Consider the following 26,564-nt stretch of genomic DNA (forward strand, 5'->3'; position numbering starts at 1 on the left):
CATCCATGCTCAGCAGCCTGCGCAGGGCCCATCAGCGCGGTGTGGCAATTTACGCCGAATGCGGCGGGTTGATGTATCTCGGAACCACGCTTGAGGATGCGGACGGCAACGTCCACCGGATGGCTAATCTTATCCCCGGCCACAGCAAAATGGGCCAGCGCCTGACTCGTTTTGGCTACTGTGAAGCGCAGGCGTGCCGGGCCACGCTGCTGGCGGATACCGGAGAAACCCTTCGCGGACACGAATTTCATTACTCAGATTTTACTCCTGAGACACCGGCCGTACTCGCGTGTCGCAAGGTACGGGATGGCGTAACGCAGCAGGAGTGGTTGGGAGGGTGGCAGGTGGGAAGCGCCTTTGCCAGCTATTTGCACCTTCATTTTGCCCAGCGTCCCCGGATGCTTGAACGCTGGCTGCTGGCGGCAAGGGAGGCGCAATGACGATACTGGCGTGGTGTATCGCCTGGCTGCTCGACATCTTCATTGGCGACCCGCATCACTGGCCGCATCCGGTGCGCTGGATTGGCAATCTTATCAACGTGATGCAGCGAGTGATTCGCCGTTATTGCCATAGCGATGCCGCGCTGCGCGTGGGCGGTGGGGTGATGTGGCTGGTGGTGGTCGGGGGGACGTGGATCGTTACCTGGGGCGTGCTGGCGTTGGCGCAGGCGATTCATCCCTGGCTGGGCTGGCTGGTAGAGGTGTGGATTATCTTCACCGTGCTTGCCGGGCGTTCTCTGGCCAACGCGGCACGGGACGTGGAGCGGCCTTTGCGGGCCGGAGCCCTTAGCGCAAGCCGCGAAAAACTCTCGTGGATCGTGGGCCGCGATACGTCGCAGCTGCAACCGGAACAGATCAACCGGGCGGTGGTGGAGACCGTCGCCGAGAATACCGTTGACGGCATCATTGCGCCGTTGTTCTTTCTCCTGCTCGGCGGGGCCCCGCTGGCAATGGCCTATAAAGCGGTCAACACCCTCGACTCCATGGTGGGCTACAAGCATGAAAAATACCGGGCCATCGGTATGGTTAGCGCACGTCTGGATGATGTGGCGAACTATCTCCCGGCGCGGCTGAGCTGGTTATTACTGAGCGCAGCGGCATGGATTTGCCGTCACGATTACTCCCGTGCGCTGCGCATCGGCTGGCGCGATCGCTACAACCACAGTAGCCCCAACTGTGCCTGGGCGGAGGCGACCGTCGCGGGGGCGTTGGGCATTCGGTTGGGGGGGCCGAATGACTACTTTGGTGAGCGGGTAGAAAAACCGTGGATCGGTGACGCCCAGCGAGCGATTGCGGTAGACGACATCTCGCGGACGATTCGACTGATGTGGGTTGCTTCAACGCTGGCGCTGGTGCTGTTCATTATCGTGCGCTGGCTTCTGGTTGGCGCCGACTGAGGATAACAGACTATGCAATATATCAAGCAGCCCCAGGCCATTGAAGCCAAAAGCTTTGACATCATTGGCGAAATAATCAGTGAAACACGTCCGGATTTTCAGTTTGCCAGTCCGTTGCACGAGGCGATTATTAAGCGCGTTATTCACACCACCGCTGACTTCGACTGGCTCGATATTCTCTGGTTTTCTGATGACGTGCTCGCGCAACTCACCGCCGCGCTCAGCCGCCCATCGGTCATCTACACCGATACCACCATGGCACTTTCCGGCATCAATAAAACGTTGCTTGCCCGCTTCGGCGGCGAGTGCCGCTGTTTTATCAGCGATCCGCGGGTGATGGCGCAGGCTAAAGCGCAGGGGATCACCCGCTCGATGGCGGCGGTGGATATTGCCGTGGAGGAACAGGGCGAGAAGATCTTTGTTTTTGGTAATGCGCCAACGGCGCTGTTTCGCCTGCTGGAACATGATGTCGCCGTCAGCGGCGTAGTGGGGGTTCCGGTCGGCTTTGTGGGGGCCGCTGAATCAAAAGAGGCCCTGACCCGCAGCCGGTTGCCCGCCATCGCGGCAATGGGGCGCAAAGGGGGGAGTAACGTAGCGGCAGCGATCGTGAACGCCATCCTTTATTCCCTGCAGGGGGCGCGATGAGCGAACAGCCCTTCGATGCCCCGGTATGGCATAACGGCAAAGCGCTGCGCAAAGGCTACACCACGGGCTCTTGCGCGACGGCGGCGGCCAAAGTCGCCGCGCTGATGGTGCTGCGCCAGCATGTTATCCGGCAGATTTCGATTGTAACGCCCTCCGGCGTTACGCTGTGCCTGAACGTTGAGTCGCCGCATATTGAGGGAGAGCAGGCGGTGGCCGCCATTCGTAAGGACGGCGGCGATGATGTCGATGCCACGCACGGCATGCTGATTTTCGCTCGCGTAACGCTCAACAGCAGCGGGGCGATCGTGCTGTCGGGCGGCGAAGGGGTGGGAACGGTCACGCGTAAAGGCGTGGGGCTACCCGTTGGCAGTGCGGCGATTAACCGTACTCCCCGGCAGACCATCGAGGCGGCCGTGCGTGAGGTGATTGGTCCGGCGCGCGGTGCTGAAGTGCACATTTTTGCTCCGGAAGGGGAAGCGCGGGCGCAGAAAACCTACAACGCACGTCTCGGCATTCTGGGGGGGATTTCGATTATCGGCACCACCGGCATCGTGACCCCGATGTCGGAAGAGAGCTGGAAGCGCTCGCTCTCGCTGGAACTGGAAATAAAACGCGCCGCCGGGCTTGAGCGCGTGGTGCTGGTGCCGGGAAACCACGGTGAGCGCTTCGTGCGTGAACAGCTGGCTATTGATGGCGATATCGTGGTCACCATGAGCAACTTTGTCGGCTACATGATTGAAGAAGCGGTACGCTTGGGTTTTCAGCATATTGTCCTGGTGGGCCACCCCGGAAAACTCATCAAAATTGCGGCGGGTGTTTTCCACACCCATAGCCACATTGCCGATGCCCGTATGGAAACCCTGGTGGCCCATCTGGCCCTGCAGGGAGCGCCGCGAGCGCTGCTGACGCTGATAAACGAATGCGATACTACCGAAGCCGCCATGGAGCATATCGAGGCCTTCGGTTTCCAGCATATTTACTCTCATCTTGCTAAACGGATCTGCCAGCGAGTCCTGCAGATGCTGCGCTTCACTAAAAACCCGCCAGTTTGTGACGCCATCATGTTCTCTTTTGACAACCAGGTGCTGGGCAGTAACCGCCCGGTAGAGCTGATTGCTCAGGCGTTGCGATGTTAACGGTTGTGGGAATGGGACCTTCAGGGTTGCACCTGATGACCCCCGCCGCGCGTGAGGCGATAGATCACGCGGATGCGCTGGCGGGCGGAGCGCGCCATTTGCAGCAGTTTCCGGCGTTTGGTGGGGAGTCTTTTACGCTTGGCGCCAATATTCCGGAGCTGCTCGGCTGGATTGCGGCACGCCAGGAGCGTCGCGTGGTGGTTATGGCTTCCGGCGATCCGCTGTTTTACGGCATCGGCACGCGGCTGGTGGCGCACTTCGGCGCGGAGCGCGTGCGCATTATTCCGGGGATCAGCGCCGTCCAGTATCTGTGCGCACAGGCTGGAATTGATATGAACGAAATGTGGCTGACCAGCAGCCATGGCCGCCGCGTCTGTTTTGACGAGCTGGCGCGCCATCACAAAGTGGCGATGGTCACCGACGGGCTGTGCGGCCCACGGGAAATTGCCGCCCAGCTGATCGCGCGGGGAAAAGGGTATCGCTGGATGGTCATTGGCGAAAACCTGGCGATGGAAAACGAAGCGATCCACTGGCTCCCCGTCAGTGAAGTCCATAACGAATATGCAATGAACGCGGTGGTGATCCTCGATGAACGATGAGCTTTTTCTGCGCGGCGAGGCGGTGCCGATGACCAAAGAAGCCGTGCGCGCGCTGGCGCTTGCCTGGCTTGAACTGCCCCGCGCTCGCCACCTGATTGATGTCGGTGCGGGCACCGGGAGCGTGTCGATTGAGGCGGCGCTGCAGTTTCCGTCGCTACAGGTGACGGCCATCGAGCGGAACCCGGCGGCCCTGCGGTTGCTTAACGAGAACCGCCAGCATTTTGCCTGCCACAACATCGACATTGTGTCCGGCGTGGCACCGCTGACCGTGGCGGATAAAGCCGATGCGATATTCCTGGGAGGGAGCGGAGGGCATCTCACCGCGCTCATCGACTGGGCCCTGCAGCAGTTGCATCCCGGCGGCCGTCTGGTGATGACGTTTATCTTGCTGGAAAACCTGAATACCGCGCTGGCCCATTTGCAGCAGAGCGGCATTAAGGCGCTGGAGTGTCAGCAAATGCAGATATCAACGCGGGTCCCACTCGGCAGCGGCCACTACTTCAAACCGAATAATCCCGTTTACGTTATTGCCTGCCAGAAGGAAGAGCACGATGTCTGAGACCTTTGAATCCCGCTGCGTGTGGTTTGTCGGCGCCGGGCCTGGTGACCGCGAGCTGATTACTCTTAAAGGGTATCGGCTGTTGCAGCAGGCGCAGGTGGTGATTTACGCCGGTTCGCTGATAAACACCGAACTGCTGGAGTATTGCCCGCCAGACGCGGAGTGTCACGATAGCGCAGAGCTGCATCTGGAGCAGATCCTCAATCTGATGGAAGCCGGCGTAAAGGCCGGGAAAACCGTTGTTCGTCTGCAGACGGGGGATGTTTCACTCTACGGGTCCGTGCGCGAACAGGGAGAAGAACTGACCAAACGCGGCATTGCGTGGCAGGTGGTGCCGGGCGTCAGCGCCTTTCTCGGCGCGGCGGCGCAGCTTGGCGTTGAGTACACCGTTCCTGAAGTTTCCCAGAGCCTGATTATCACTCGTCTTGAAGGACGTACCCCGGTACCGGAGCGCGAACAGCTGGAGTCGTTTGCCCGTCATCGCACCTCAATGGCTATCTATCTTTCAGTCCAGCGTATCAACCGGGTGGCGGAACGGCTTATTGAAGGGGGCTATCCGGCGACGACACCGGTAGCGGTGGTTTATAAAGCCACCTGGGCGGAGAGCCAGACCGTGCGCGGCACGCTTGCGGATATCGCCGATAAAGTGCGCGATGCGGGGATCCGCAAAACCGCGCTGATACTGGTCGGTGATTTTCTCGGCAAAGAGTACCACTACTCAAAACTCTACGCGGCGGACTTCAGCCATGAATACCGTAAAGCCTGAGCCTGCTGCACTTTTTTGCCTGACACCCGGCGGCGTCCGCCTGGCGAAGCGTCTGGCGGCGATGATGCCGTTAACCTGCTTTACCAGCGACTCACTGCTCGAAGATGGCTTTATGCCGCTTGAGGGAGGATTTGCCACGGCGATGCGGGAAGCCTTTACCCGTTACCCGGCGCTGATTTTTATCGGCGCAACGGGCATTGCGGTACGCGTACTGGCTCCTTTGCTCAGCGATAAGCTGAGCGATCCCGCCGTGGTGGTGATCGATGAACGCGGGCAATACGTTATCAGCCTGCTTGCCGGACACGCAGGGGGCGCGAACGCGCTGACCCGTGCTCTGGCCGGGATGCTGGGCGCGGAGCCGGTAATTACAACCGCCACCGACGTTAACGACATGGCCGCGCTGGACACGCTTGCGTTCCAGTTGGACGCCCGGATGCACGGCTTTCGTTCAGCGGTGAAAGCCGTTAACCAGATGCTGGTCAGCCGCCAGCGCGTTGGCCTGTGGTGTGATGATGACCTGGCAGAAGTCGTCAGCCAGTGCGACTGCCGTGGGTTTATCCCGGTTGCAAAGCTCAATGAACTTCCCCGCCTGGAGGCGCTGGTGTGCATCACGCTACGTCATGAGCTTCCGGAACTACTGTTACCACACTGGAAATTAGTGCCTCAACGGGTGGTGGCGGGCATCGGTTGTCGCCGTGGTACCCCGTATCCGCTGCTGGCCGCGCTGCTGGCGCGAAAGCTAAAAGCCCAGCAATTCGATCCGCTGGCGCTAAAGGCGATAGGCAGCATCTCGCTGAAACAAGACGAGGCTGGGTTAATTCAGCTCGCCGCCAGCCTTCACGTACCGTTTGAAACCTTTTCTGCTGAGGCGTTGCGGGAGCATGAACACCGCTTCCCGGCATCATCATTTGTCCGCAATACGGTGGGAACAGGGAGCGTCTCGGGCCCGGCCGCCTGGCTGCTGAGCCAGGGGCAGATAGCAGGCGAAACCCTGCGAGAACAGGGCGTCACTATAACTTTGGGAGTTGCACACTGATGTTAACCGTAATCGGAATCGGTCCTGGCTCACAGGCCATGATGACCATGGAAGCCGTCGACGCCTTGCAGGCAGCAGACATTATCGTTGGCTACAAAACCTACACCCATCTGGTGAAAGCGTTTACCGGCGACAAACAGGTTATCAAGACGGGCATGTGCAAAGAGATTGAGCGCTGCCAGACGGCGATTGAACTGGCGCAGGCCGGACATCACGTGGCGCTTATCAGCAGCGGTGATGCCGGTATTTACGGTATGGCGGGGCTGGTGCTGGAGCTGGTAAGCAAGCAGAAGCTGGATGTGGAAGTACGCCTGATCCCCGGTATGACCGCCAGCATTGCCGCGGCATCTTTGCTTGGTGCTCCGCTGATGCATGATTTCTGCCACATCAGCCTGAGTGACCTGCTGACCCCGTGGCCAGTTATCGAAAAACGCATCATTGCCGCCGGCGAGGCGGACTTCGTTATCTGTTTTTATAACCCGCGCAGCCGGGGGCGTGAAGGTCATCTGGCGCGTGCATTTTCACTCCTCAGTGCCAGTAAAAGCGCAGAAACCCCGGTTGGCGTCGTGAAATCCGCCGGGCGTAAAAAGCAGGAAAAATGGCTGACCACGCTGGGGGGGATGGATTTTGAACCTGTGGATATGACAAGTCTGGTGATTGTCGGCAACAAAGCGACGTATGTGCAGGATGGGCTGATGATCACACCGCGAGGCTACTCGCTGTGAACGCGGGTGAGGTGCTGGTTATTGGCGGCACCAGCGATGCTCGTGCCCTGTGCCAGCAGCTGGATGCGGCCGGGGTGGCTTACACCCTGTCGGTAGCGACACCGGTGGGGGCGCAACTGGCGAGCGGCATTAAAGGCCACCTGCGCTGCGGCCGCATGGAGCAGGCGCAGATGGTTGACTGGCTTAAAGCCAGCGCGACCCGCTGGGTGATTGACGCTTCCCATCCGTATGCAGAGGTGGTGAGCCGTAACATCCTGATGGCTTGTGCGGCCACCGGGGTTTTGCTGACCCGTTATCAGCGCCCCGAAGCGTCTGAGAGCCTGAATCATCCACTGCTTTACCGGGTACAGAGTCTCGAGGCGGCCTGCGAGGTCGCCCGGCAACTCGGTGAAAGGGTACTGCTGACCACGGGCAGTAATGCGCTGGCGCTCTGGCGTGCAGGGCTTGCGGAAAAAACGTTGCTGGCCCGCGTGCTGCCGGTTCCTGAGGTGATAGCCCAGTGCGTGGAGCTTGGTTTTGGCGTTGATCAGATCTTTGCCCTGTGCGGCCCGTTCAGTGCTGAATTTAACGCTGCGTTTTACCGCCAGTGCCGGGCAGACGTTGTGATAACAAAAGCCTCCGGCAAAGAAGGAGGATATCTGGAGAAGGTCCAGCCCTGTCTGGAGGCTGGTATTCCCTGCGTTGTGATAACACGCCCGACGCCGCTGGTGACGGGAGAAGAGTTACTGGAAAGTCAGGCTGCCTTTGCTCAACGTTTGGCACGCTGGCTGGTCGCTGCTTAAGGAGTAAGAGATGAAGAAGGCACTTCTGGTGATTAGTTTCGGCACCAGCTATCACGATACCTGCGAGAAGAACATTGTGGCCTGCGAGCGTGAGCTGGCGGCGAGCTGTCCCGATCGGCAACTGTTTCGGGCGTTCACCTCCGGGATGATTATCCGCAAACTGAAACAGCGCGATGGCATTGAAGTCGACACCCCGCTGCTGGCGCTGCAAAAGCTGGCCGAGCAGGGCTATCAGGATGTCGCGGTTCAGTCGTTGCACATTATTAATGGTGACGAATACGAAAAAATCGTGCGCGACGTGCAGAGTATGAAACCGCAGTTTTCCCGCCTGACGATTGGGGTACCGCTGCTGAGTCAGCATAACGATTACGCTCAGCTGATGCAGGCTTTACAGCAACAAATGCCACCCGTTGGCGCAACGGAAAAAGTGGTGTTTATGGGGCACGGTGCCAGCCACCACGCATTTGCCGCCTATGCCTGCCTTGATCACATGATGATGACGAAAAACTTCCCGGCCCGGATTGGCGCGGTAGAGAGCTACCCGGAGGTTGAAACGCTGATTGCAGCCCTGGGCAAAGAGGGGATAACCGCAGTTCATCTCATGCCGCTGATGCTGGTCGCCGGGGACCATGCCATTAATGACATGGCGTCCGATGATGCTGACTCATGGAAAACGCTATTTAACGCCGCCGGGATCCATGCGACGCCCTGGCTTAACGGGCTGGGGGAAAATCCGGCGGTACGGGCGATGTTTGTGGCCCATCTGCATCACGCGCTGAACATGAGCGTGGAGGCCGCGGCATGAGCGGCAAACTCTATGCGCTGAGCACCGGCCCGGGAGCCAGCGACCTGGTCACTGTGCGTGCCGCACGCCTCCTGGGCCAGCTGGATGTGCTTTACGCCCCGGCGGGGCGTAAAGGTGGCGATAGCCTGGCGTTATCGATCGTTCGTGAATACGTCGGCGCACAAACCCAGATCCGCAGTTATCACTTTCCGATGAGCGCCGACGGCGCTGAAAAAGAAGCCGTCTGGGACGAGGTGGCCTCTGCGTTAACCGCCGAGGTAAAGGCAGGAAAGCAGGTTGGATTCATCACCCTGGGGGATGCCATGTTGTTCAGCACCTGGGTGTTCTTATTGCAGCGCATCGGCCGCGTTGACTGGCTGGAGATTGTCCCTGGCGTGACGTCGTTTGCCGCTATTGCGGCACGGGCAAAAACGCCGCTGGCGATGGAGCAGCAGTCGTTGGCCGTTATCTCCTGTACCGCTCCGGAAGCGGAAATAGAGCAGGCGTTAAAACAACACGACAGCCTGGTGTTGATGAAGGTCTATGGTCGCTTTGCGCGAATGAAATCATTACTGAAACAGGCCGGATTACTGGACTGTGCACTCATGATGTCCGAAGCCACGCTCCCCGGCGAGCAGTGCTGGCGGCATCTGGATGATGTCGAGGATCGGCAGACGTTACCGTATTTTTCGACCATCCTGGTTAACAAACAGTGGGGGAATACAGAATGAAACTTGAACAGCAGCTGAAGCAGCTGTCATTCAGCGGTCTGGCGGCAGCGCTACTGCTGATAGTCGTCCCGGAACAGGCGTTTGCGATGCACATTATGGAGGGGTTCCTACCCCCGATGTGGGCGCTGGCGTGGTGGCTGCTCTTTTTACCGTGCCTGTGGTACGGGCTGGTGCGTTTGCGCCGAATCGTGCAGGAAGATAACCACCAGAAAGTCCTGTTGGCGCTGTGCGGGGCGTTTATTTTTGTCCTGTCTGCGCTGAAGATCCCGTCAGTGACCGGCAGCTGCTCACACCCGACCGGCGTTGGGTTGGCGGTGATTCTGTTTGGCCCGGGGGTGGTGGCCATCCTCGGCGCTATCGTGCTGCTGTTTCAGGCGCTGCTGCTGGCGCACGGTGGCTTAACTACGCTGGGCGCGAACGGTATGTCGATGGCGGTCATTGGCCCGATTGCTGGATATCTGGTGTGGAAAATGGCCTGTCGTGCGGGAATTCGTCGCGATGTCGGGGTGTTTCTCTGTGCCATGCTGGCTGACCTGGTGACCTATTTTGTTACTTCTGTACAGCTGGGGGTTGCCTTTCCGGACCCTACGTCCGGCGCCACCGGCTCCATCGTGAAGTTTATGGGGATTTTCTGTCTGACGCAGATCCCGATAGCCATCGCGGAAGGACTGTTGACCGTGATGATTTACGACCAGTTGACCAAACGTCAGTTGATTACTGCACAGGGACATTAAGATGAAAAAGACGCTGATACTGCTCGCGATGGTGATTGCGCTGGTCATCGTGCCATTCTTTGTCGATCACGGTGGCGAATTTGGTGGTTCGGACGGGGAAGCCGAAAACCAGATTCAGGTGGTGGCTCCTCATTATGAGCCATGGTTCCAGCCACTGTATGAACCCGCCAGCGGTGAAATTGAAAGCCTGCTGTTTACGCTGCAGGGATCGCTGGGGGCCGCGGTGATTTTCTACATTCTGGGCTACAGCAAAGGCAGACAACGTCGTGATGACCGGTCTTGACCGACTTAGCTATCAGAGCCGCTGGTTTCATGTTGCGCCGCAGCGCAAATTCTTCTTCTGGCTGCTGCTTATTGTGCTGGCTTTTACCCTGCCCCCGTTGGGGCAGGGGATCCTGCTGGCCTTCACCGCGGCGCTGACCTGCTGGCTGCTGCGGATCTCGTTCTGGCGCTGGTGCACCTGGATGGCGCTGCCGCTCAGTTTTTTACTGATTGGCGTTCTGACTATCCTCGTGAGCATAAGCCGCGACCCACAAACGATGATGTTCGGGCTACCGCTGGGGCATTACTGGCTCGGGATCACTTCAGCAGGATCTAGCATGGCCAGCCAGACCTTCTGGCGTAGTCTGGCGGCGCTGGCGGCGACCTTCTGGCTGGTGCTGAATCTGCCATTTTCGCAGCTGATTTTGCTGCTTAAGTGGGCACGCGTGCCACGGCTTCTGACCGAGCTGATTCTGCTGACCTGGCGTTTTATTTTTATTTTGTTGGATGAAGCGCTGGCTATTCATCGCGCGCAGACGCTGCGCTTTGGCTACCGCAGCCTGCCAAACGGCTATCGCTCTCTGGCGATGCTGGTGGGAGTGCTGTTTACCCGTGTACTGATCCGCTATCAGCAGATGGCGGCAGCGCTCGACGTCAAATTGTATCAGGGTGATTTTCACCTGTAAGGGAAGGCACCATGCTTGCCACGACCGAACTTTGGTTTCGCTACCAGGATGCACAGGTTCTGAAAGGGGTGACGATGGATTTCACCTCGCAGGCCGTGACCGGGCTGGTGGGGGCCAACGGCTGCGGAAAATCCACGCTGTTTATGAATTTGAGTGGGTTATTGCGCCCGCAGCAGGGCGCGGTTCTGTGGCAGGGTAAACCACTGGATTACAGCAAACGGGGGCTTCTGGCGCTGCGGCAACAGGTGGCGACGGTTTTTCAGGATCCTGACCAGCAGATCTTTTATACCGACGTCGACAGCGATATTGCTTTTAGCTTGCGTAACCTGGGGGTGGCCGAAGCGGAGATTGCCCGCCGCGTTGACGATGCGCTCACGCTGGTTGATGCTCAGCATTTTCGCCAGCAACCGATCCAGTGCCTGAGTCATGGACAGAAAAAGCGGGTAGCGATTGCCGGTGCGCTGGTGCTGCAGGCGAAGTATCTTCTGCTGGATGAGCCCACGGCGGGGCTTGATCCCGCCGGCCGCACGCAGATGATCGAGGTGATTAAGCGCATTGTGGCCCAGGGAAATCATGTGGTTATCTCAAGCCATGATATCGATCTTATTTATGAAGTCAGTGACACCGTTTACGTGCTGCATCAGGGAGAGGTGCGGGCAAAAGGGTCGCCGGGCGACGTCTTTGGGTGCACGGCGCTGATTCAGGAGTGCGGGCTCACTCAGCCCTGGCTGGTCAAACTGCACAGGCAGTTAGGTCTGCCGTTATGCAAAACGGAAGATGAGTTTTTCCGCTGTATGCAGCAAGTATAAGGGGAACATGGTTGTCGTTCCCCGGAACAATAAACGCTTTTAGTGCATCAACCCCGTATAGCCGTGGATCCCCATATAGACTCCGACGCAGGCAATCAGCGCACTGGAAAAATACGGTGCCTTTTTGGCGATAGCGTTAAAGCCATTCCACCGTTTTGCGACCTGACGTACGCCAATGGCGGCACTGACCCCGACCGCAACCAGCGTTAACGCAAGCCCAATACTGAACGAGACGACGAGCGTGGCCCCAAGCGTTAAGGCTTTCAGCTGAATACAAATCAGCAGCACGGTAATGGCCGCGGGGCAGGGAATTAACCCGCCGGTCAGGCCAAACAGCAGGATCTGTCCATTGGTGACTTCCTGCCCGGTAAAACGGCGTTTGATGTCGTTGGCATGCGCCAGTTCATGGGCGTCCTGATATTCTTTCGACTGCTTGTCCATGTCAGTAAGCGCCGCATGCTGATGATCGTCGTGTTCATGATGATGATCGTTATGGTCATGATGATGGTCATGGTCGTGATCGTGGTGATGCTGGTGTTCGTCCCGGCTTTGCATCTTCTGCAGCCAGTTTTGCTCTCCTTGCCAGGCTCGCCAGAACATCCAGAAAGCGGTTGCCAGAATAATCACGGCAGAGAAGATCTGTAACCACGGCTCCGCAGACTCTGCGGTGAACTTATTGCTGATATACATCCCACCAAAGGCGATTAACCAGACAATCGCGGTATGAGATGCGGTGGCTGCAAGCCCCAGCATCACCGCCTGCCGGACGGTGCCCTTAATCGCAATAATAAAGGCAGCCATCATGGTTTTTGAATGTCCCGGCTCCAGCCCGTGCAGGGCGCCAAGCAGTATTGCACTTGGGATGAAGAACCAGGCGTTTCCTTGCGAAAGTAGAGCAGTAAATTCGTTCATGAGAATAATTCTTGGTTATGGGCGACGGGCCGATCCTACTCCCCCCCAGTATAAAATACTACCCCCCAGTAGATTTAAAAGATGCTACAATCAAAGCCGTTTTTTCAGACAGTGAGGTATCACGGTGTCACATACTATCCGCGATAAACAAAAGCTGAAGGCCCGCACAAGCAAGATCCAGGGGCAGGTGGTTGCCCTGAAAAAAATGCTGGATGAGCCTCATGAGTGCGCTGCGGTTTTACAGCAAATTGCTGCCATCCGTGGCGCGGTGAATGGGTTAATGCGTGAGGTGATTAAAGGGCATTTGACGGAACATATCGTTCATGAAGGTGACGAGGTCAGGCGCGAAGAAGATCTCGATATTGTGCTTAAGGTTCTGGATTCTTACATTAAATAGCCAAAATCTGTCGCGCCCTTACCGTCAGGATGATGAGTCTTCCGCCGCTTCGTAGCGCAGATAACCTGCCACACCGCCGCCGCCGTCTTTGGGGTGGTGGGCGCCGTTCATCACCGCAACCTCTGCAAAATCGAACGGTGAGAGTCCCTCGAGGCAGGCCACGTTCACCCCAAACTGCTGCGGGTTTGAGCGACGCTGATGGAAGGTGTAGATCCCACAGACCGAGCAAAAAAAGTGCACCGCCGTTCCCGTATTAAAGCGGTATTCCGTCAGTTTCTCTTTTCCCCTGAGGAGCGTGATCCCCGACAGCGGAGCAGAAACCGCCACCGCGCCCCGCATCCGGCAGTAAGAGCAGTTACAGCGTCGGGCGCTGTTCAGCCCATCAGATAACTGCACGGTAAATGCCACGGCACCGCAGTGACATTGCCCTGATATTTTATTTTGCATACAGAGAACTCCTTCCGGCGTTTTAAGCTATATTTAAATGTTCTGTCATTGTTTTGAAATAAAAACGTCATATTACTGTCATTATAACGTCACGAATAAAAGGCAGAGTAATTATGGGCTTATTTTTATCATTGATAAGCAAAAAATATATCTCTGGAACAAAATGTTAACTTCGTGTACTACTTATATGATCTAGCTAATTTCTTACACGGGAAGCGTTAACATGGCTACAGTGGTTCTGAATGTTAAAATTGACGAGAGCTTGAAAGAAAGATTACGTCACTATGCGGAAGTTAACGACGAGAATTTAGGTACTGCAACAGAGAAACTGCTGCTGCTTGCTTTTGAAGCCGCTGCAGAGGCGGGCGTCTCGGAAGAGGATGTTGACAGTCAGCATACCGAAGAAGAAACCTTACCCCTGACTCCTAAAGAAATCAAAGCGCTACGAAAAATTCTGAAGAAGAAAAAATGAAACAGCAACCTTCAACAGCCAGCAATTATAACGAAGCCTGTGAGATGTTACGCTCGGGCTTCGTGAAGCATGTTCGCCTGAACTGGAATGTCGGCAGCGATGAGTTCTTTCGCATCGCTTCTGACTGGTGTGATACCGGGGCAAAAATCAAAAAAGACGGTGACAGTTTTATTATCTCTTTGAAAGGATTCCCTGTTCCGCGCCAGCATTAATGGCGGAGCATTCATCGCGGCATAATAAAACTGTCATATTACTGACATGCTGAACTGAGATCATGCGCTGCAATTAAAAATACCTATATCATCTCATGCTCATCACGGACGGTGATTTAGACGAACTCCGGCAGGAGTTCGTCGTTATTTTATTTAAACCAGCTTACGAATACGCGATATATTTTGTTGTCCGGCGACCGTTTCCCACAGCGGCTGCAATGTCTGAAATGCTTCCTGCAAAATGTCATCCTCAAGGGTAAACGGGATCCTCAGATAGCGATCGAAAGCCCCTGAAACGCCAAACCGTGTCCCGGTACCTAAATGAATGCCCACGCTCTCCGCCTGTGCCGCAAAACGGGTCGCCACCCTCTCCGGCAGTTCAACCCAAAAAGAGAGTCCGCCTTCCGGCAGGCTAAATCGCCATTGGGGAAACCACGTCTCCATCAACTGGCGGCACATATCCCGGCGCGCTGCCAGCATACGGCGTCTGGCGGGGAGCAACTGTTGTGCGTTATCCAGTAACCAGCAGGCCGCGAGCTGCTCCAGTAGCGGAGAGCCTAAATCCAGCGTGTCGCGGGTCTGCACCAGTGAGGCTATCGTCCCTGCTGACGCGCGGATCCAGCCAAGGCGCAATCCTCCCCAGAAGCTTTTGCCGGCGGAGCCCAGCGTAATCACCGGGGCCTGCGAATCAAAAGCCGCGAGCGGTGGGGGCGGCGGTTCGTTAAACCAGAGGTCGACCATGGTTTCATCAACCACCAGCGTAGTGCGCGTACGCGCTGCGAGACCGGCCACCGCCTGGCGCGTGGTGCTGTCCATACAACGCCCGGTGGGGTTATGGAAATCAGGCATCAGGTAGGCAAGCCGTGGGGCCGTCTGGGCGATCGCCGCTGCCATGCCATCCACGTCCCAGCCGCTTTCGGCGAGCGCGACGCCCACCGGACGACACTGCGCCCCCTGAATGGCAGCCAGCGCCAGCGGATAACAGGGATTGTCGACCAGCACGCGATCGCCGGGCCCGGTCAGATGGCGCAGCACCAGTGCCAGCCCGCTCACCGCGCCGTTCACAATCATGATTTCATCTGCACGCGTTTCGAGGCCACGCTGGCTGTAGCGCGCGGCAATCGCTTCGCGCAGCGCGGGAAGGCCGTGCTGATCGTAGCCGGTGCTGCTGAGATGCTGCGGCAGGGCGGTCAGGGCATGGCTGAAAGCCTGATGGATTTCCGGCCCGGCCGCCAGCGCGGCGGTGGAGAGATCCAGCGCCACCGCACCGGACATTCTGCCCGGGATCTGCGGGCTTTGCGCCGGCAGCATCACGGTTGAACCGCTACCGTGGCGGCTGACGATGTATCCCTCCTCGCGAAGCTGTCCCAGCGCGGTGGCGATAGTGGTACGGCTGACGGCGAGGGCGCTCGCCAGCTCACGCTCGCCCGGCAGACGGCTGTTCAGCGGCAGACGACCGTCGAGGATCAGCAAACGCAGAGCATCGACCAACTGCCGCCAGAGCGGAGTACGGGAAGGGGAGCCCTGCCAGTGGCCCAGCAGGCGCACCAACGATTGACTGGTTGAACGACGAGATGACATGGCAGTCCACTTTGTAAAAACTGGTCATTAATAATAAGTCCAGTTTTGCGGATGATGAAAGCACTGACTGCTTACTCTTAGGTGAAATATGGGACACCGCCTGCTGCAACTGTATATCGGACTGGTTTTATATGGGCTATCGATAGCCCTGTTCGTCCGGGCTGATTTAGGGCTCGATCCGTGGGACGTCTTTCACCAGGGCGTTGCCTTTCTGCTGTCGATGAAAATCGGCCAGGTGGTGATCCTGACCGGGGTACTGGTACTGCTACTGTGGATCCCGATGCGGCAAAAACCGGGGCTCGGCACCGTCAGCAACGTGATTGTGCTGGGGCTGGTGGCGGATGCGGCGCTGGCGGTGATGCCGCCGGTGACCAACCTGACGCTGCAGATCCTGCTGCTGGTGCTGGCAGTGGTGATGAACGCGCTGGCGACCTCGCTGTATATCGGTGCCGGGTTTGGCGCAGGGCCGCGTGATGGACTGATGACCGGCCTGCATGCCCGCACCGGTTGGTCCGTGCGCGCAATCCGAACCAGCATTGAGATTTCGGTGCTGCTGATAGGCTGGCTGCTGGGCGGATCGGTCGGGCCAGGGACGCTGTTTTACGCGCTGGCGATTGGCCCGCTCATCCAGCTGTGCCTGCCGTGGTTCCGCCGTCAACCTCCCCGAATAGCGGCGACGTGATCTGACTCTCCTCCTGCGATGGCGCTGCTTTACCGGCGGCGCCGAACACGGCAATGTGGTTGAAAATAATACGTGTTTCGCAATGAGGCTATTATGAAGTCACACCTGACGCTGCAGGCGCTGGTCGCGCGTCGCGACTGGGAAAATCCGCTGGTGACCAGCTGGCACCGACTGCCCGCTCATGCGCCATTTAACAGCTGGCGGGAGCCGGACAACGCCCGCCAGGATTCCTCCTCCGCCAGCCGCCGCTCGTTGAACGGTGAGTGGTGTTTTTCATTCTACGCCGCTCCCGAGATGGTGCCTGAACGCTGGGTAAGCCAGGATGAACCGAACGCGGTAACCCTGCCTGTGCCCTCCAACTGGCAACGGCAGGGTTTTGATACCCCCATCTACACCAACGTAACCTATCCGATCCCGGTGACGCCGCCGCAGGTACCTGCAGAAAACCCGACCGGCTGCTACTCGCGTACGTTTAGCGTGGATGCGCAATGGCTCGCCTCCGGCCAGACGCGGATCATCTTTGACGGCGTCAATTCCGCGTTCCATCTCTGGTGTAACGGTCAGTGGGTGGGGTACTCCCAGGACAGTCGCCTGCCGGCGGAGTTTGATCTTAGCCATGTGCTACATCCCGGCGAAAACCGGCTGGCGGTAATGGTGCTGCGCTGGTGCGACGGTAGCTACCTGGAAGATCAGGATATGTGGCGGATGAGCGGTATCTTCCGCGACGTAACGTTACTGCATAAACCGCTGCTGCATATTGCTGACTATCACCACACGACCGAACTTAGCGCTGATTTCCGGCGCGCGACGCTGCACACGCACGTGACGTTACAGGGAGAGGCGCTGGCGACCGCCGCGGTCGACATCACGCTCTGGCAGGGTGAACGTCAGATTGTACGCGGGCACCTGCATCCGGGAACCCCTCCCGTGGATGAGCGTGGCAGCTGGGCCGAACGGCTCTCTTTGTCGTTGGCAGTGGATGAGCCTCTGTTATGGAGCGCCGAAACGCCGCACCTGTATCGCCTGGTGGTGACCCTGTACGACGCCCAAGGAAACGTTCAGGAAAGCGAGGCCTGTGACGTCGGTTTTCGTCAGGTCGATATCCGTCAGGGATTGCTCAGGATTAACGGTAAACCGCTGCTCATTCGCGGCGTCAATCGCCATGAGCATCACCCTGAACTCGGTCAGGTGGTGGACGAAGCCACCATGCGCCGTGATATCGAGCTGATGAAACAGCATAATTTTAACGCGGTGCGCTGCTCGCATTACCCTAACCATCCGCTGTGGTACCGGCTGTGCGATCGTTACGGCCTGTATGTGGTGGATGAAGCCAATATTGAAACCCATGGTATGGTGCCGATGAGCCGCCTCGCGGACGATCCTGGCTGGCTGCCCGCCATGAGCGAACGCGTAACCCGAATGGTGATCCGCGACCGCAATCATCCGTCTGTCATCATCTGGTCTCTGGGCAATGAATCTGGTCACGGTGCCAGTCACGATGCGCTGTATCGCTGGCTCAAAACCACCGATCCTACCCGGCCGGTACAGTACGAGGGCGGCGGCGCCAATACGGCCGCCACGGATATTGTCTGCCCGATGTATGCCCGCGTTGACCAGGATCAGCCGTTCCCGGCGGTGCCGAAATGGTCGATTAAAAAGTGGGTCGGTCTGCCGGAAGAATCACGCCCGCTTATCCTCTGCGAATACGCGCACGCGATGGGCAACAGCTTTGGCGGTTTTGCCAAATACTGGCAGGCGTTTCGCGACTATCCGCGCCTGCAGGGCGGGTTTGTCTGGGACTGGGTGGATCAGGCGCTGACGAAAACCGACGATGACGGCAACCCTTGCTGGGCCTACGGCGGCGACTTTGGTGATACGCCAAACGACCGCCAGTTCTGCATGAACGGCCTCGTTTTCCCTGACCGGACGCCGCATCCGGCGCTGTATGAAGCGCAGCGGGCGCAGCAGTTCTTCCAGTTCCGCCTGGTCAGCGTAACGCCGCTGGTGCTGGAGGCCACGAGTGAATACCTGTTCCGTACCAGCGACAACGAGCAGCTGCGCTGGTGGCTAAGCGTGGACGGCGAAACGCTGGCGCAGGGGGAAATGACGCTGGCGCTCCCGCCGGAAGGGAAACAGCAGTTCACCCTCGATATACCTGCGCTTGCCGCAATCGCCGGTGAATACTGGCTGAACGTTGAGGTTTTCCAGCGGGATGCTACGCCATGGTCGGCAGCCAACCATCTTTGCGCCTGGGATCAGTGGCTGCTGCCGTCGCCGCTGGCGCTGCCGGAGATCCCGGTAAAATCCGGCGTTGCGCCGGAACTGCACATCAGCGACAGCGCCTGGGAGGTTGTTGCAGGGCAGCAGCGCTTGCAGTTCTGCCGCGAAAGCGGCGATTTGCTGCAGTGGTGGTGCGATGGACAACCGACCCTGTTAACGCCGCTGCAGGATAATTTTACCCGTGCCCCGCTGGATAACGATATTGGCGTCAGCGAAGTCACGAAAATCGATCCTAATGCCTGGGTGGAGCGCTGGAAGGCGGCAGGGATGTACGAGATGACCTGCTCATTGCTTCATGCTCAGGCAACGCGATACGAGCAGGAAGTGATGGTGGAAACTCACCAGGCCTGGTGCTATCAGGAAAAGGTGTTGTTTATCAGCCACAAGCGGCTACGTATCGACAGCGACGGCGTGTTGAATGGTGAAGTGACGGTGACCGTTGCGAGCGATATTCCGGCCCCGGCGCGCATTGGTCTTAGCTGCCAGCTGGCGGCGGTGGAAAGTGAGGTGAGCTGGCTGGGGCTGGGGCCGCATGAAAACTATCCGGACCGCCTGCTTGCCGCACGACATGGGCGCTGGACGCAGCCGCTCGCGGCAATGTCGACACCTTATATTTTCCCGACGGAGAATGGTTTGCGCTGCCATACCCGTGAGCTGCGCTATGGAATGCATCGGCTGAAGGGGGATTTCCATTTTGGTATCGGTCGTTACAGCCAGCGGCAACTGCGGGAGACCACACACCAGCATCTGCTCTGTGAAGAGGCCGGTAGCTGGTTGAATCTGGATGCTTTCCACATGGGCGTGGGCGGCGACGACTCCTGGAGCCCCAGCGTAGCGCCGGAGTTTCTGCTCGCGAAACGCCGCGTGAATTACGCGTTCTGCTGGCAGCAGGGCTAAACTTATCAGCGCCAGATGCGGGCAGAGACGCTGTCCGCGCTGTTCACTTCGGAGGTTATCTCATGAAGTATGTTGATGGTTATGTTGTCGCCGTACCTGCGTCAAATAAGGAGGCGTATATCAGGATGGCGGCAAAAGCCGCGCCATTGTTTAAAGAGTTTGGCGCAACCCGCGTGGTGGAGTGCTGGGCGGAAGATGTTCCCGAAGGAAAGCTGACGGATTTTCGTATGGCGGTGAAAGCCGAAGATCACGAAGAGGTCGTTTTCAGCTGGATTGAATATCCTTCAAAAGAGGTAAGGGATGCCGCGAACGCCAAATTAATGGCCGATCCGCGGATGAAGGAATTCGGCGAAAACATGCCGTTTGACGGCAAGCGCATGATCTACGGTGGCTTCGCCCCGATGCTTGACGAGTAGCGTCTCCTGGCTGTGCGGCGTGGCCGCCAGCCAGCTTAGTGCAGTTTAAGATTGGCTTCCGCCCAGAGAATAAATTCCGCCTTCGGCAATGCTTTACTGTACAACCACCCCTGACCATACTGCACGCCGTGGGTCCGCAGCCAGTCGCGCTGCGCCGGGGTTTCTACCCCTTCGGCCACCATGTCTAAGCCCAGTGATTTGGCGATTTCGATGATGTGCGGCGTCACCTGTTTATACTCCAGCGCATCAACGAACGACTTGTCTATTTTCAGCGTATCGACGTTCAGATCCTGTAGATATCTCAGGCTGGAATAGCCGGTGCCAAAGTCATCGATATACACCGCATGACCATTTTTGCGAAATTTATCCAGTACGGGACCGGTTTTTTTCGGATCGGCAAAGCCGCGTTCGGTGAGCTCCAGTGCAACCTGTGAAGGCTTTACTTGCCACTGATTGAGCTGCTTGCTGAGAAGCCCCGGCAACGCGGGCGACATTAAATCCGCCACCGAGAGATTAATTGAGATGTGTAGTTCCGGATTCTGATGCAGCCATTTGCCGAGATCGTGGAAGACGTTCCAGATAATTCTTTCCGTCAGTTGGGTGATGAGCCCGGTCTGCTCCGCCAGCGGAACAAAAATCTCCGGCGACAGCCAACTGCCATCCGGCTGTTGCCAGCGGGCCAGTGCTTCAGCGCCGACGATCCTCCCGGTGTGGAGCGAGACGATAGGCTGATAGTGCACCACGATATCGTTGGCATTAATGGCATCCTGCATTCGGTGATGCGGTGATTGCAGGCGGCGCAGCAGATGGACGAAGAAAAAACAGAGCAGCACGCTGACCAGAATGCCGATAGGCAGCCATAAACCGAGCTGCCGGTACCACTGAATTTCCAGCGGTTTCACCGAAGACCAGGTGAGGATGGCGATGCCGAGGTCGGGATACTGCCTCAGGTTGTAGACGGTGTTGTCCTGGCGCAGGGTGCTGAGTTTTTTGTCGACCATTTTCTGCCAGATGGCAATGTCGACGGGCTGGCTTTTGGCAATGACTTCCTGGTGATTGATCCCGATGAGGGCGGCATAAATAGTGGTACTGCTGGAGGGAAGCACATCAATCAACGACGCGGGGTTTATCATCACCATATAGTGTTCTGAACCGAGCGCCGTCATTGGATGGCTGATCCCCAGATCGCTGAGATCGGTATACCAGGCTTTGTAGCCATCCGGCGTCATTCGTTCAGGGGGAGGGAACTTCACCGACTCGCTGATATTCTCAAGCGAAGAACAGCGCGGCACCGAGTCTTCAACCCACAAAATTTCCTGAACGTAACGGAAAAGGTAAGAGATTTTACGCATGTTGCGCAGGTGGTCTTCCGAGCAGGCGGCGCCTTTGAACTGCTCCGCCTGATTAAGCGCCGCTTTTGCCTGCTCGGTAACCCGCATGGTGCGGGTCAATACCCGCGAAGTATAGGAATCCAGTTCCTGGGTGAACTGCTCGTTCGCCTGGCGGTTAGCCAGCCAGATGCTCAGCATGATAGGCAGGAACACCGAAATTATCAGCACTCCTGTCACCAGACCCACCAGGTGTCGCGTCGTCACAGCACTGTCCTTATAAAATGCTGATAAGTGCTTATGATTATACGCGATAGTGGAAAAAGCTCATGCGAATTAGCGGCGATGAGCCAGCGATCGGACCAGCCTGTCACCCGCCATTTGGATCCCTTGCACCAGCAGCACGAGAATAATCACCGTTCCCGCCATCATCTGGTTGTTGAATCGCTGATAGCCGTAGCGAATCGCCAGATCCCCGAGGCCACCGCCGCCGATAACCCCAGCCATGGAGGAGAATCCCACCAGCATGACCACGGTCAGGGTGATCCCTGCCAGCAGGGTGGGTAGCGCCTCCGGAAGCAGCGCTTTAGCGATCACCTGCCAGACGCTACCGCCCATCGACAAAATGGCTTCAATCCGTCCGTAATCCACTTCGTCCAGTGCGTTCTCGGTGAGTCGGGCAAAGAACGGGAGCGCGCCAAGCGTGATGGGGACGATCGCCGCCGTACTGCCCAGGGTGGTACCCACCAGCAGGCGGGTAAATGGGATCATCGCGATCAGCAAAACGATAAACGGCAGGGAGCGGCCGACGTTGATAATCGTACCGAGCACCGTGTTAAGACCCGGTAACGGCAGCAGGCCGTTGCGGCGGGAGATAAACAGCACGACGCCAACAGGTAAGCCAATCAGCACCGTGAACAGCGCGGCCAGCCCAACCATGTAGAGCGTTTCCAGCGTGCCGTCGAGCAGTACGGGCCATAAATCTTCCCAGCTCATGCGACTTCCCATAGTTGCCTCCGGTCAAGGTGATGACGGGCAAGAAAACGGCGTTCAGCATCCGGATCGCCCAGCAGCGACTGGCGCAGGCGCGACCACGGCGACAGCAGCAGGTCGGCGATTTTACCGTTTTCGACCAGTTTCCCGTGTTCCAGCAATGCGGCGTGATCGCACAGGGTTTTCACCACCTCCAGTTGATGAGTAATGAGGACGATGGTCAGCCCCAACTGCTGGTTTATTTCTTCCAGCAGCGCCAGCACCGACGCGGTGGTTTCTGGATCCAACGCGCTGGTGGCCTCGTCACAGAGCAGCACGTCGGGGCGTGTCGCCAGCGCGCGGGCAATGCCCACCCGCTGTTTTTGCCCACCGGAGAGTTGAGACGGGAACGCGTGCGCTTTATCACTCAACCCAACCAGTGCGAGCAGCTCGGCGACCCGGGCTTTACGCTGGCTGGCAGGGGTTCCGGCGATCTCCATCGGGACCGCGATGTTGTCCGCCACGTTGCGCGAGTGCAGTAGATTAAAGTGCTGAAAAATCATTCCAGTCTTCAGCCGGTGGGCTCGCAGCGCCGCGCCGTTGAATTGACTGATATCTTCGCCGTTGAAGAGAATGCGGCCCGTCGTGGGCCGCTCCAGCAGATTCAGGCAGCGGATAAACGTACTTTTCCCGGCGCCGCTGCGCCCAAGAATGCCGTATACCGCCCCCTGCGGAATATCGAATGAAATGTCACTTAGCGCCGGCTGGCCACCTCCGGCATACCGCTTGCTCAGCCCGTCAATCTGGATCATGACTGCGGCGTCGCGACGGGGATCACTGAGCCGTTATAGTGCTGGCGAATAAACTCCGCCACCTGCGGTGACGCCAGATCTTTGGCCAGTGCTTTAATACGCGGGTCGTTCGCCAGCGCGGGCGTAGTGACCAGAATATTGGCATATGGGTTATGCTCAGCTTTCTCCAGCCCCAGCGCATCCTTCGCCGGGGTTAACCCCGCTTCGAGGGCGTAGTTGCCGTTAATCACCGCCAGATCCACATCGTCGAGCGAGCGGGGGATCTGCGGTGATTCGATTTCGAGGATCTTCAGTTTCTTCGGATTTTCCGCAATATCCTTCGGCGTGGCGAGCGTGCTTGCCGGATCGGTGAATTTCGCGTTGAGCTTGATAAGCCCCTGGCTTTGCAGCAGGAACAGCGCGCGGCTCAGGTTGGTGGCGTTATTCGGCACCGCTACGGTGGCGCCTTCCGGTACTGAGGCGAAGTCTTTGTGCTTGCGGGAATAGATCCCGAGCGGTTCAATATGCACCGTTGCCGCCACGACAAAGGTTTTGCCAAGCGCTTTTTCCTGATCCTTCAGGTAGGGCACATGCTGGAAGTAGTTGGCATCGACGTCACCGTTGGCGAGCAGTTCGTTGGCGTTAACGCCGCTGGTGAGCTCAACGATTTTCAAATCCAGCTTCGGATCCTGTTTTTTAATAAAGTTCAGGATCTCGGCATGGGGCACCGGGTCGGCGGCGATACGCAGTGCTTCTGCCTGAACGTTGGCTGCCAGAGCCAGGGACAGCGCGATCCCGGCCAGAGCGAATGTGGCTTTTTTCATCGTTGTATTCCTGTGTAGTGGTTGGGGTCAGGCAATCAGTTGTTCGGTGCGTTCACGCAGCACGTCGCGGTAATAGCGTTCCGCCACGTCCGGATGCGAGCGCAGGCGACCTTTGAGATAGTTCCAGCCAACGTCGCGCAGCAGCGGGTTTTGCGGATCGCTTTGCGGGCCGTGGGCTTCACGAGCCAGAGCTTCCGGCAGCTGGTACACCGGCACCACCGCATCCAGCTGTGCGCCGAGGAAAAAGGCAATCGACAGGCGTTCTTGTCCGGCTGGCGGCGAAACCACGCGGTGCACGGTGGCGCGCAGGTAGCCATTGGTGGCAAGCTCCAGCAGCTCGCCAATGTTGACGACGAAGCTGCCCGCAAGCGGTGCCGCGTCTATCCACTCTCCTTCACTGACTTCAACCTGCAGCCCTTTTTGTTCATCCTGCAGCAGGAAGCTCAGAAAGCCGGAGTCCTTGTGCGCGCCAACGCCCTGACGGCTCTCCTGCTGACCGGGGTAACGAATCAGCTTGATGTGCTCATTCGGCTTTTCGCCATACAGCGCATCGAAGGCGTTTACCGGCAGGGAGAGCGCTTCGGCAAAGGCGCGTAGCAGTTCTATTGCCATGCCGGTCATCGACTGCTGCCACTCCAGCAGCACCGGGCGCAGCTGCGGCAGGTCACCCGGCCACAGGTTTGGCCCCTGTAAACGCTGCCAGCGCGGGGCATTTTCCGTCAGGGTAATCGCCTGGCGCTCAGCGCCGATATCGAACTGTTCCCGCCAGTCAGGCTGCCCGCGCGTCAGCTCGGAGGCCGCCCGGTTGTAGCCACGAAAATGCGGGGAGTGGATCATCGCGACCTGCTGTTTTTGCTGGTCGTTAAGCGCGAAGAAATGGCGGGCTTCCTGTGAAACAGCCTGCTGCAGCGCTTCAGAAATACCGTGGTGGGTAAGATAGAAGAAGCCAACGTCACGGGCGGCGTGGCGTAGCGCTTGTAAAAACGCCGGGCGCTCGGCCGGATTATGGTAGTGCGAAAAGTCCAGAATGGGCAGGGAGGTGGTACTCATTGTTATCTCCAGAGAGCGTTGAATTATCCCCGTCATACTTCAAGTTGCATGTGCGTTGGCTTCCTCGTTCGCCCCAGTCACTTACTTATGTAAGCTCCTGGGGATTCACTGCGTCGCCGCCTTCCTGCAACTCGAATTATTTAGGGTATAGAGGTGTTTTCGTCTTCTTTCGATGATGGATAACAACAACAGCGCTGCATGGTTAACTCCTCCAGATTAGGTCTGTAGGTGAGAGTGCCTGAAGGCGGCGTACGCGACCAATACCGTTATTTTCTAATTTATGTCTGCGCGGGGTTCAGTGCTTTTGCGAAAACTGCATAAAGCGCAGGGTTGATCTTTGTGCGCTATAGCGGTACTTTATTGTTATGTTATAACATATGAATTGAGGCTGATATGAAAGCAGATATCCATCCGTATTACCGTACCGTGGTATTCCATGACACCAGTGCTAACGAGTACTTCAAGGTGGGATCGACCATTAAAACGGAACGGGAAATTGAGCTGGAAGGGGTGAAATATCCGTATGTCACCATTGAGGTGTCTTCGAAGTCGCACCCGTACTACACCGGCAAACAGAAGACCTTTAATAATGAAGGCAGCGCAGCGCGGTTCCGTCAGCGCTACAGCGGTTTTCTTGATGCGAAACGGGGATAACCATGCAGGTACTGAATTCATTACGTAGTGCAAAACAGCGCCACCCGGACTGCCAGATAGTCAAACGCAAAGGCCGTTTGTACGTTATCTGCAAAAGCAATCCACGCTTTAAAGCGGTCCAGGGGCGCAAGAAAAAACGTTAGTTGTCAGCTCGCCAACTTTCCAGGGACTTTATCTGCTTGCCGTCGGCGGTAAAATTGTCGGCGGCAAGCCATTTCCGAAATGCCTTATCCAGCGCAGGCCACTCGCTATCAATAATCGAGAACCAGTCGGTATCGCGGTTATGACCTTTCACCACCAGTACCTGACGGAACTGCCCCTCATACTGGAACCCCAGGCGGAGTGCCGCTTTGCGTGACGGCTCGTTATGGCTGTTGCATTTCCACTCGTAACGACGGTAGCCCAGAGTGTCAAAAACGTAGCTCATCAGTAGCCATTGCGCTTCCGTCGACAGCGCGGTGCGGCTCATTAGCGGTGAAAAGTGTACGTGACCGACTTCCACCACGCCGTTTGCGGCGTCGATACGCATCAGCGCCAGCGATCCAACCGGAGCACCGCTCTGTTTATCGATAATCGCAAAATGGATGGGATCCTGCAGCGCATAAACGCTTTCCACCCAGCGGGCAAACTCTTCCACACTGTTTTCCGGATCCCTCGGCAGCCAGGTCCAGGCGCGGGTATCGCCTGCCAGCAGGTGAGCCGTGTAAAGCGCACTCGCGTGGCGAGGATGCAGAGGCTCCAGGCGGCACAGGCGGCCCTCAATGACTACGCGCTCCGGGTAGGGGCGCGGCTGCCAGTCGGGAAGCGCATCGCCCACCGGTTGACCAAACTGATTCAATTGACTCATGACGAATATCCTTTAGTGAACGGTGCTTGTGAGCGTATGCTGATGGTGGTTCTGTAAAAAGTGCCATGATAAATCAATCTGATGGTACCACGAGGTAATAAGTGAACATTCCCGATGACGCGTTTTATACCCTGCTGCACCAGGCGCTTGCTC

The 26,564-nt window shown here is 57.6% G+C and carries 32 protein-coding genes and 1 pseudogene; 24 read left to right on the plus strand and 9 right to left on the minus strand.

Annotated elements, in window-relative coordinates; genetic code table 11:
- The 16 genes and pseudogenes from GYRE_RS07690 to GYRE_RS07765 form a co-directional block, all read left to right on the plus strand.
- Positions 1 to 440 (plus strand): annotated as a pseudogene (locus GYRE_RS07690) (cobyrinate a,c-diamide synthase); the annotation flags it as partial.
- Entirely contained in the window at positions 437 to 1,396 is a 960-nt protein-coding gene (gene cbiB, locus GYRE_RS07695) for an adenosylcobinamide-phosphate synthase CbiB (RefSeq protein WP_038254322.1), read from the plus strand. The pseudogene GYRE_RS07690 and the gene cbiB, both read left to right, overlap by 4 nt.
- A 12-nt stretch (positions 1,397 to 1,408) precedes the next feature.
- On the plus strand, positions 1,409 to 2,041 hold the full coding sequence (locus tag GYRE_RS07700; protein WP_006818814.1) for a cobalt-precorrin-8 methylmutase: 633 nt from the start codon (positions 1,409 to 1,411) through the stop codon (positions 2,039 to 2,041).
- Positions 2,038 to 3,177 (plus strand): cobalt-precorrin-5B (C(1))-methyltransferase CbiD, encoded by a 1,140-nt coding sequence (gene cbiD, locus GYRE_RS07705; RefSeq protein ID WP_038254325.1) that lies wholly within the window; start codon positions 2,038 to 2,040, stop codon positions 3,175 to 3,177. The genes GYRE_RS07700 and cbiD overlap by 4 nt, the downstream gene beginning before the upstream one ends.
- Entirely contained in the window at positions 3,171 to 3,776 is a 606-nt protein-coding gene (locus GYRE_RS07710) for a cobalt-precorrin-7 (C(5))-methyltransferase (protein WP_038254327.1), read from the plus strand. Before cbiD ends, GYRE_RS07710 begins: the two co-directional genes overlap by 7 nt.
- Complete coding sequence (locus GYRE_RS07715) at positions 3,766 to 4,335, plus strand: decarboxylating cobalt-precorrin-6B (C(15))-methyltransferase (RefSeq protein WP_038254330.1); 570 nt, start codon at positions 3,766 to 3,768, stop codon at positions 4,333 to 4,335. The genes GYRE_RS07710 and GYRE_RS07715 overlap by 11 nt, the downstream gene beginning before the upstream one ends.
- The gene (locus GYRE_RS07720; protein WP_006818818.1) at positions 4,328 to 5,101 is read left to right on the plus strand and encodes a cobalt-precorrin-4 methyltransferase; all 774 of its coding nucleotides are present in this window, start codon (positions 4,328 to 4,330) and stop codon (positions 5,099 to 5,101) included. Before GYRE_RS07715 ends, GYRE_RS07720 begins: the two co-directional genes overlap by 8 nt.
- Positions 5,082 to 6,137, plus strand: coding sequence for a cobalt-precorrin 5A hydrolase (gene cbiG, locus GYRE_RS07725; RefSeq protein ID WP_038254332.1), 1,056 nt, complete (start codon positions 5,082 to 5,084; stop codon positions 6,135 to 6,137). The genes GYRE_RS07720 and cbiG overlap by 20 nt, the downstream gene beginning before the upstream one ends.
- Positions 6,137 to 6,862: a precorrin-3B C(17)-methyltransferase gene (locus tag GYRE_RS07730; protein WP_038254334.1), complete on the plus strand. Its 726-nt coding sequence runs from the start codon at positions 6,137 to 6,139 to the stop codon at positions 6,860 to 6,862. The genes cbiG and GYRE_RS07730 overlap by 1 nt, the downstream gene beginning before the upstream one ends.
- On the plus strand, positions 6,859 to 7,644 hold the full coding sequence (locus GYRE_RS07735) for a cobalt-precorrin-6A reductase (protein ID WP_038254336.1): 786 nt from the start codon (positions 6,859 to 6,861) through the stop codon (positions 7,642 to 7,644). Before GYRE_RS07730 ends, GYRE_RS07735 begins: the two co-directional genes overlap by 4 nt.
- 10 nt (positions 7,645 to 7,654) lie before the next feature.
- Positions 7,655 to 8,449, plus strand: coding sequence for a sirohydrochlorin cobaltochelatase (gene cbiK, locus GYRE_RS07740; protein ID WP_038254338.1), 795 nt, complete (start codon positions 7,655 to 7,657; stop codon positions 8,447 to 8,449).
- Entirely contained in the window at positions 8,446 to 9,159 is a 714-nt protein-coding gene (locus tag GYRE_RS07745) for a cobalt-factor II C(20)-methyltransferase (protein ID WP_038254340.1), read from the plus strand. Before cbiK ends, GYRE_RS07745 begins: the two co-directional genes overlap by 4 nt.
- Entirely contained in the window at positions 9,156 to 9,893 is a 738-nt protein-coding gene (gene cbiM, locus GYRE_RS07750) for a cobalt ECF transporter S component CbiM (RefSeq protein ID WP_038254342.1), read from the plus strand. Before GYRE_RS07745 ends, cbiM begins: the two co-directional genes overlap by 4 nt.
- A gap of 1 nt (position 9,894) precedes the next feature.
- Positions 9,895 to 10,176 (plus strand): energy-coupling factor ABC transporter substrate-binding protein, encoded by a 282-nt coding sequence (locus GYRE_RS07755; RefSeq protein ID WP_006818825.1) that lies wholly within the window; start codon positions 9,895 to 9,897, stop codon positions 10,174 to 10,176.
- Complete coding sequence (locus tag GYRE_RS07760) at positions 10,163 to 10,840, plus strand: energy-coupling factor ABC transporter transmembrane protein (RefSeq protein ID WP_006818826.1); 678 nt, start codon at positions 10,163 to 10,165, stop codon at positions 10,838 to 10,840. Before GYRE_RS07755 ends, GYRE_RS07760 begins: the two co-directional genes overlap by 14 nt.
- Before the next feature lie 11 nt (positions 10,841 to 10,851).
- A complete protein-coding gene (locus GYRE_RS07765; protein WP_038254345.1) occupies positions 10,852 to 11,649 on the plus strand; it encodes an energy-coupling factor ABC transporter ATP-binding protein in 798 nt (265 codons plus the stop codon).
- A gap of 39 nt (positions 11,650 to 11,688) precedes the next feature.
- Here GYRE_RS07765 and GYRE_RS07770 read toward each other — a convergent pair whose 3' ends face one another.
- The gene (locus GYRE_RS07770) at positions 11,689 to 12,561 is read right to left on the minus strand and encodes a nickel/cobalt efflux protein RcnA (protein WP_038254347.1); all 873 of its coding nucleotides are present in this window, start codon (positions 12,559 to 12,561) and stop codon (positions 11,689 to 11,691) included.
- Between the two features lie 124 nt (positions 12,562 to 12,685).
- Between GYRE_RS07770 and rcnR the strand changes: the two genes are divergently transcribed.
- On the plus strand, positions 12,686 to 12,958 hold the full coding sequence (rcnR, locus tag GYRE_RS07775; protein WP_006818829.1) for a Ni(II)/Co(II)-binding transcriptional repressor RcnR: 273 nt from the start codon (positions 12,686 to 12,688) through the stop codon (positions 12,956 to 12,958).
- Positions 12,959 to 12,982: 24 nt separating this feature from the next.
- Here rcnR and GYRE_RS07780 read toward each other — a convergent pair whose 3' ends face one another.
- Positions 12,983 to 13,405, minus strand: a complete 423-nt coding sequence (locus tag GYRE_RS07780) for a GFA family protein (protein WP_038254349.1) — start codon at positions 13,403 to 13,405, stop codon at positions 12,983 to 12,985.
- A gap of 223 nt (positions 13,406 to 13,628) precedes the next feature.
- Between GYRE_RS07780 and GYRE_RS07785 the strand changes: the two genes are divergently transcribed.
- A complete protein-coding gene (locus GYRE_RS07785; RefSeq protein WP_006818832.1) occupies positions 13,629 to 13,877 on the plus strand; it encodes a hypothetical protein in 249 nt (82 codons plus the stop codon).
- On the plus strand, positions 13,874 to 14,089 hold the full coding sequence (locus GYRE_RS07790; RefSeq protein WP_006818833.1) for a hypothetical protein: 216 nt from the start codon (positions 13,874 to 13,876) through the stop codon (positions 14,087 to 14,089). The genes GYRE_RS07785 and GYRE_RS07790 overlap by 4 nt, the downstream gene beginning before the upstream one ends.
- Before the next feature lie 153 nt (positions 14,090 to 14,242).
- Here the strand turns inward: GYRE_RS07790 and yczR are convergent, their stop codons facing one another.
- Positions 14,243 to 15,670, minus strand: coding sequence for a MocR-like transcription factor YczR (gene yczR, locus GYRE_RS07795; RefSeq protein WP_038254352.1), 1,428 nt, complete (start codon positions 15,668 to 15,670; stop codon positions 14,243 to 14,245).
- Positions 15,671 to 15,758: 88 nt separating this feature from the next.
- Between yczR and yczE the strand changes: the two genes are divergently transcribed.
- The 3 genes from yczE (at position 15,759) to GYRE_RS07810 (ending at position 19,945) form a co-directional block, all read left to right on the plus strand.
- On the plus strand, positions 15,759 to 16,352 hold the full coding sequence (yczE, locus tag GYRE_RS24240) for a membrane protein YczE (RefSeq protein ID WP_006818835.1): 594 nt from the start codon (positions 15,759 to 15,761) through the stop codon (positions 16,350 to 16,352).
- 93 nt (positions 16,353 to 16,445) lie between these two features.
- On the plus strand, positions 16,446 to 19,529 hold the full coding sequence (locus GYRE_RS07805; protein WP_038254354.1) for a beta-galactosidase: 3,084 nt from the start codon (positions 16,446 to 16,448) through the stop codon (positions 19,527 to 19,529).
- A 62-nt stretch (positions 19,530 to 19,591) separates the two neighbouring features.
- Positions 19,592 to 19,945, plus strand: a complete 354-nt coding sequence (locus GYRE_RS07810; RefSeq protein WP_006818837.1) for a DUF1428 domain-containing protein — start codon at positions 19,592 to 19,594, stop codon at positions 19,943 to 19,945.
- A gap of 35 nt (positions 19,946 to 19,980) precedes the next feature.
- On the opposite strand, the gene GYRE_RS07815 is transcribed toward GYRE_RS07810, so the two are convergent.
- The 5 genes from GYRE_RS07815 to GYRE_RS07835 form a co-directional block, all read right to left on the minus strand.
- On the minus strand, positions 19,981 to 21,540 hold the full coding sequence (locus GYRE_RS07815) for an EAL domain-containing protein (protein ID WP_038254356.1): 1,560 nt from the start codon (positions 21,538 to 21,540) through the stop codon (positions 19,981 to 19,983).
- A gap of 69 nt (positions 21,541 to 21,609) precedes the next feature.
- Complete coding sequence (locus GYRE_RS07820; protein WP_167829724.1) at positions 21,610 to 22,269, minus strand: methionine ABC transporter permease; 660 nt, start codon at positions 22,267 to 22,269, stop codon at positions 21,610 to 21,612.
- Positions 22,266 to 23,057, minus strand: a complete 792-nt coding sequence (locus GYRE_RS07825) for a methionine ABC transporter ATP-binding protein (protein ID WP_081874638.1) — start codon at positions 23,055 to 23,057, stop codon at positions 22,266 to 22,268. Before GYRE_RS07825 ends, GYRE_RS07820 begins: the two co-directional genes overlap by 4 nt.
- Positions 23,054 to 23,860: a MetQ/NlpA family ABC transporter substrate-binding protein gene (locus GYRE_RS07830; protein ID WP_038254360.1), complete on the minus strand. Its 807-nt coding sequence runs from the start codon at positions 23,858 to 23,860 to the stop codon at positions 23,054 to 23,056. The genes GYRE_RS07825 and GYRE_RS07830 overlap by 4 nt, the downstream gene beginning before the upstream one ends.
- A 27-nt stretch (positions 23,861 to 23,887) precedes the next feature.
- Entirely contained in the window at positions 23,888 to 24,910 is a 1,023-nt protein-coding gene (locus GYRE_RS07835) for an isopenicillin N synthase family dioxygenase (RefSeq protein ID WP_038254363.1), read from the minus strand.
- A gap of 393 nt (positions 24,911 to 25,303) precedes the next feature.
- On the opposite strand from GYRE_RS07835, the gene GYRE_RS07840 reads away from it, so the two are divergent.
- Both GYRE_RS07840 and ykgO read left to right on the plus strand, forming a co-directional pair.
- Entirely contained in the window at positions 25,304 to 25,564 is a 261-nt protein-coding gene (locus GYRE_RS07840) for a type B 50S ribosomal protein L31 (RefSeq protein WP_006818843.1), read from the plus strand.
- Positions 25,565 to 25,566: 2 nt separating this feature from the next.
- Complete coding sequence (gene ykgO / locus GYRE_RS07845; protein ID WP_006818844.1) at positions 25,567 to 25,707, plus strand: type B 50S ribosomal protein L36; 141 nt, start codon at positions 25,567 to 25,569, stop codon at positions 25,705 to 25,707.
- Here ykgO and GYRE_RS07850 read toward each other — a convergent pair.
- The gene (locus GYRE_RS07850) at positions 25,704 to 26,411 is read right to left on the minus strand and encodes a GNAT family N-acetyltransferase (RefSeq protein ID WP_038254366.1); all 708 of its coding nucleotides are present in this window, start codon (positions 26,409 to 26,411) and stop codon (positions 25,704 to 25,706) included. The two genes, ykgO and GYRE_RS07850, sit on opposite strands and share 4 nt — an antisense overlap.
- Between the last annotated feature and the right edge of the window lie 153 nt (positions 26,412 to 26,564).

This window comes from Yokenella regensburgei ATCC 49455, from assembly GCF_000735455.1.
Taxonomy (GTDB): Bacteria; Pseudomonadota; Gammaproteobacteria; order Enterobacterales; family Enterobacteriaceae; genus Yokenella; species Yokenella regensburgei.

What these genes read in the sequence shown, in the direction of transcription:
- cbiB (WP_038254322.1), top strand. Translation starts at nt 437, where the DNA reads ATGACGATACTGGCGTGGTGTATCGCCTGGCTGCTCGACATCTTCATT.
- GYRE_RS07700 (WP_006818814.1), top strand. Translation starts at nt 1,409, where the DNA reads ATGCAATATATCAAGCAGCCCCAGGCCATTGAAGCCAAAAGCTTTGAC.
- cbiD (WP_038254325.1), top strand. Translation starts at nt 2,038, where the DNA reads ATGAGCGAACAGCCCTTCGATGCCCCGGTATGGCATAACGGCAAAGCG.
- GYRE_RS07710 (WP_038254327.1), top strand. Translation starts at nt 3,171, where the DNA reads ATGTTAACGGTTGTGGGAATGGGACCTTCAGGGTTGCACCTGATGACC.
- GYRE_RS07715 (WP_038254330.1), top strand. Translation starts at nt 3,766, where the DNA reads ATGAACGATGAGCTTTTTCTGCGCGGCGAGGCGGTGCCGATGACCAAA.
- GYRE_RS07720 (WP_006818818.1), top strand. Translation starts at nt 4,328, where the DNA reads ATGTCTGAGACCTTTGAATCCCGCTGCGTGTGGTTTGTCGGCGCCGGG.
- cbiG (WP_038254332.1), top strand. Translation starts at nt 5,082, where the DNA reads ATGAATACCGTAAAGCCTGAGCCTGCTGCACTTTTTTGCCTGACACCC.
- GYRE_RS07730 (WP_038254334.1), top strand. Translation starts at nt 6,137, where the DNA reads ATGTTAACCGTAATCGGAATCGGTCCTGGCTCACAGGCCATGATGACC.
- cbiK (WP_038254338.1), top strand. Translation starts at nt 7,655, where the DNA reads ATGAAGAAGGCACTTCTGGTGATTAGTTTCGGCACCAGCTATCACGAT.
- GYRE_RS07745 (WP_038254340.1), top strand. Translation starts at nt 8,446, where the DNA reads ATGAGCGGCAAACTCTATGCGCTGAGCACCGGCCCGGGAGCCAGCGAC.
- cbiM (WP_038254342.1), top strand. Translation starts at nt 9,156, where the DNA reads ATGAAACTTGAACAGCAGCTGAAGCAGCTGTCATTCAGCGGTCTGGCG.
- GYRE_RS07755 (WP_006818825.1), top strand. Translation starts at nt 9,895, where the DNA reads ATGAAAAAGACGCTGATACTGCTCGCGATGGTGATTGCGCTGGTCATC.
- GYRE_RS07760 (WP_006818826.1), top strand. Translation starts at nt 10,163, where the DNA reads ATGACCGGTCTTGACCGACTTAGCTATCAGAGCCGCTGGTTTCATGTT.
- GYRE_RS07765 (WP_038254345.1), top strand. Translation starts at nt 10,852, where the DNA reads ATGCTTGCCACGACCGAACTTTGGTTTCGCTACCAGGATGCACAGGTT.
- GYRE_RS07770 (WP_038254347.1), bottom strand. Translation starts at nt 12,561, where the DNA reads ATGAACGAATTTACTGCTCTACTTTCGCAAGGAAACGCCTGGTTCTTC.
- GYRE_RS07780 (WP_038254349.1), bottom strand. Translation starts at nt 13,405, where the DNA reads ATGCAAAATAAAATATCAGGGCAATGTCACTGCGGTGCCGTGGCATTT.
- GYRE_RS07785 (WP_006818832.1), top strand. Translation starts at nt 13,629, where the DNA reads ATGGCTACAGTGGTTCTGAATGTTAAAATTGACGAGAGCTTGAAAGAA.
- GYRE_RS07790 (WP_006818833.1), top strand. Translation starts at nt 13,874, where the DNA reads ATGAAACAGCAACCTTCAACAGCCAGCAATTATAACGAAGCCTGTGAG.
- yczR (WP_038254352.1), bottom strand. Translation starts at nt 15,670, where the DNA reads ATGTCATCTCGTCGTTCAACCAGTCAATCGTTGGTGCGCCTGCTGGGC.
- yczE (WP_006818835.1), top strand. Translation starts at nt 15,759, where the DNA reads ATGGGACACCGCCTGCTGCAACTGTATATCGGACTGGTTTTATATGGG.
- GYRE_RS07805 (WP_038254354.1), top strand. Translation starts at nt 16,446, where the DNA reads ATGAAGTCACACCTGACGCTGCAGGCGCTGGTCGCGCGTCGCGACTGG.
- GYRE_RS07810 (WP_006818837.1), top strand. Translation starts at nt 19,592, where the DNA reads ATGAAGTATGTTGATGGTTATGTTGTCGCCGTACCTGCGTCAAATAAG.
- GYRE_RS07820 (WP_167829724.1), bottom strand. Translation starts at nt 22,269, where the DNA reads ATGAGCTGGGAAGATTTATGGCCCGTACTGCTCGACGGCACGCTGGAA.
- GYRE_RS07825 (WP_081874638.1), bottom strand. Translation starts at nt 23,057, where the DNA reads ATGATCCAGATTGACGGGCTGAGCAAGCGGTATGCCGGAGGTGGCCAG.
- GYRE_RS07830 (WP_038254360.1), bottom strand. Translation starts at nt 23,860, where the DNA reads ATGAAAAAAGCCACATTCGCTCTGGCCGGGATCGCGCTGTCCCTGGCT.
- GYRE_RS07835 (WP_038254363.1), bottom strand. Translation starts at nt 24,910, where the DNA reads ATGAGTACCACCTCCCTGCCCATTCTGGACTTTTCGCACTACCATAAT.
- GYRE_RS07840 (WP_006818843.1), top strand. Translation starts at nt 25,304, where the DNA reads ATGAAAGCAGATATCCATCCGTATTACCGTACCGTGGTATTCCATGAC.
- ykgO (WP_006818844.1), top strand. Translation starts at nt 25,567, where the DNA reads ATGCAGGTACTGAATTCATTACGTAGTGCAAAACAGCGCCACCCGGAC.
- GYRE_RS07850 (WP_038254366.1), bottom strand. Translation starts at nt 26,411, where the DNA reads ATGAGTCAATTGAATCAGTTTGGTCAACCGGTGGGCGATGCGCTTCCC.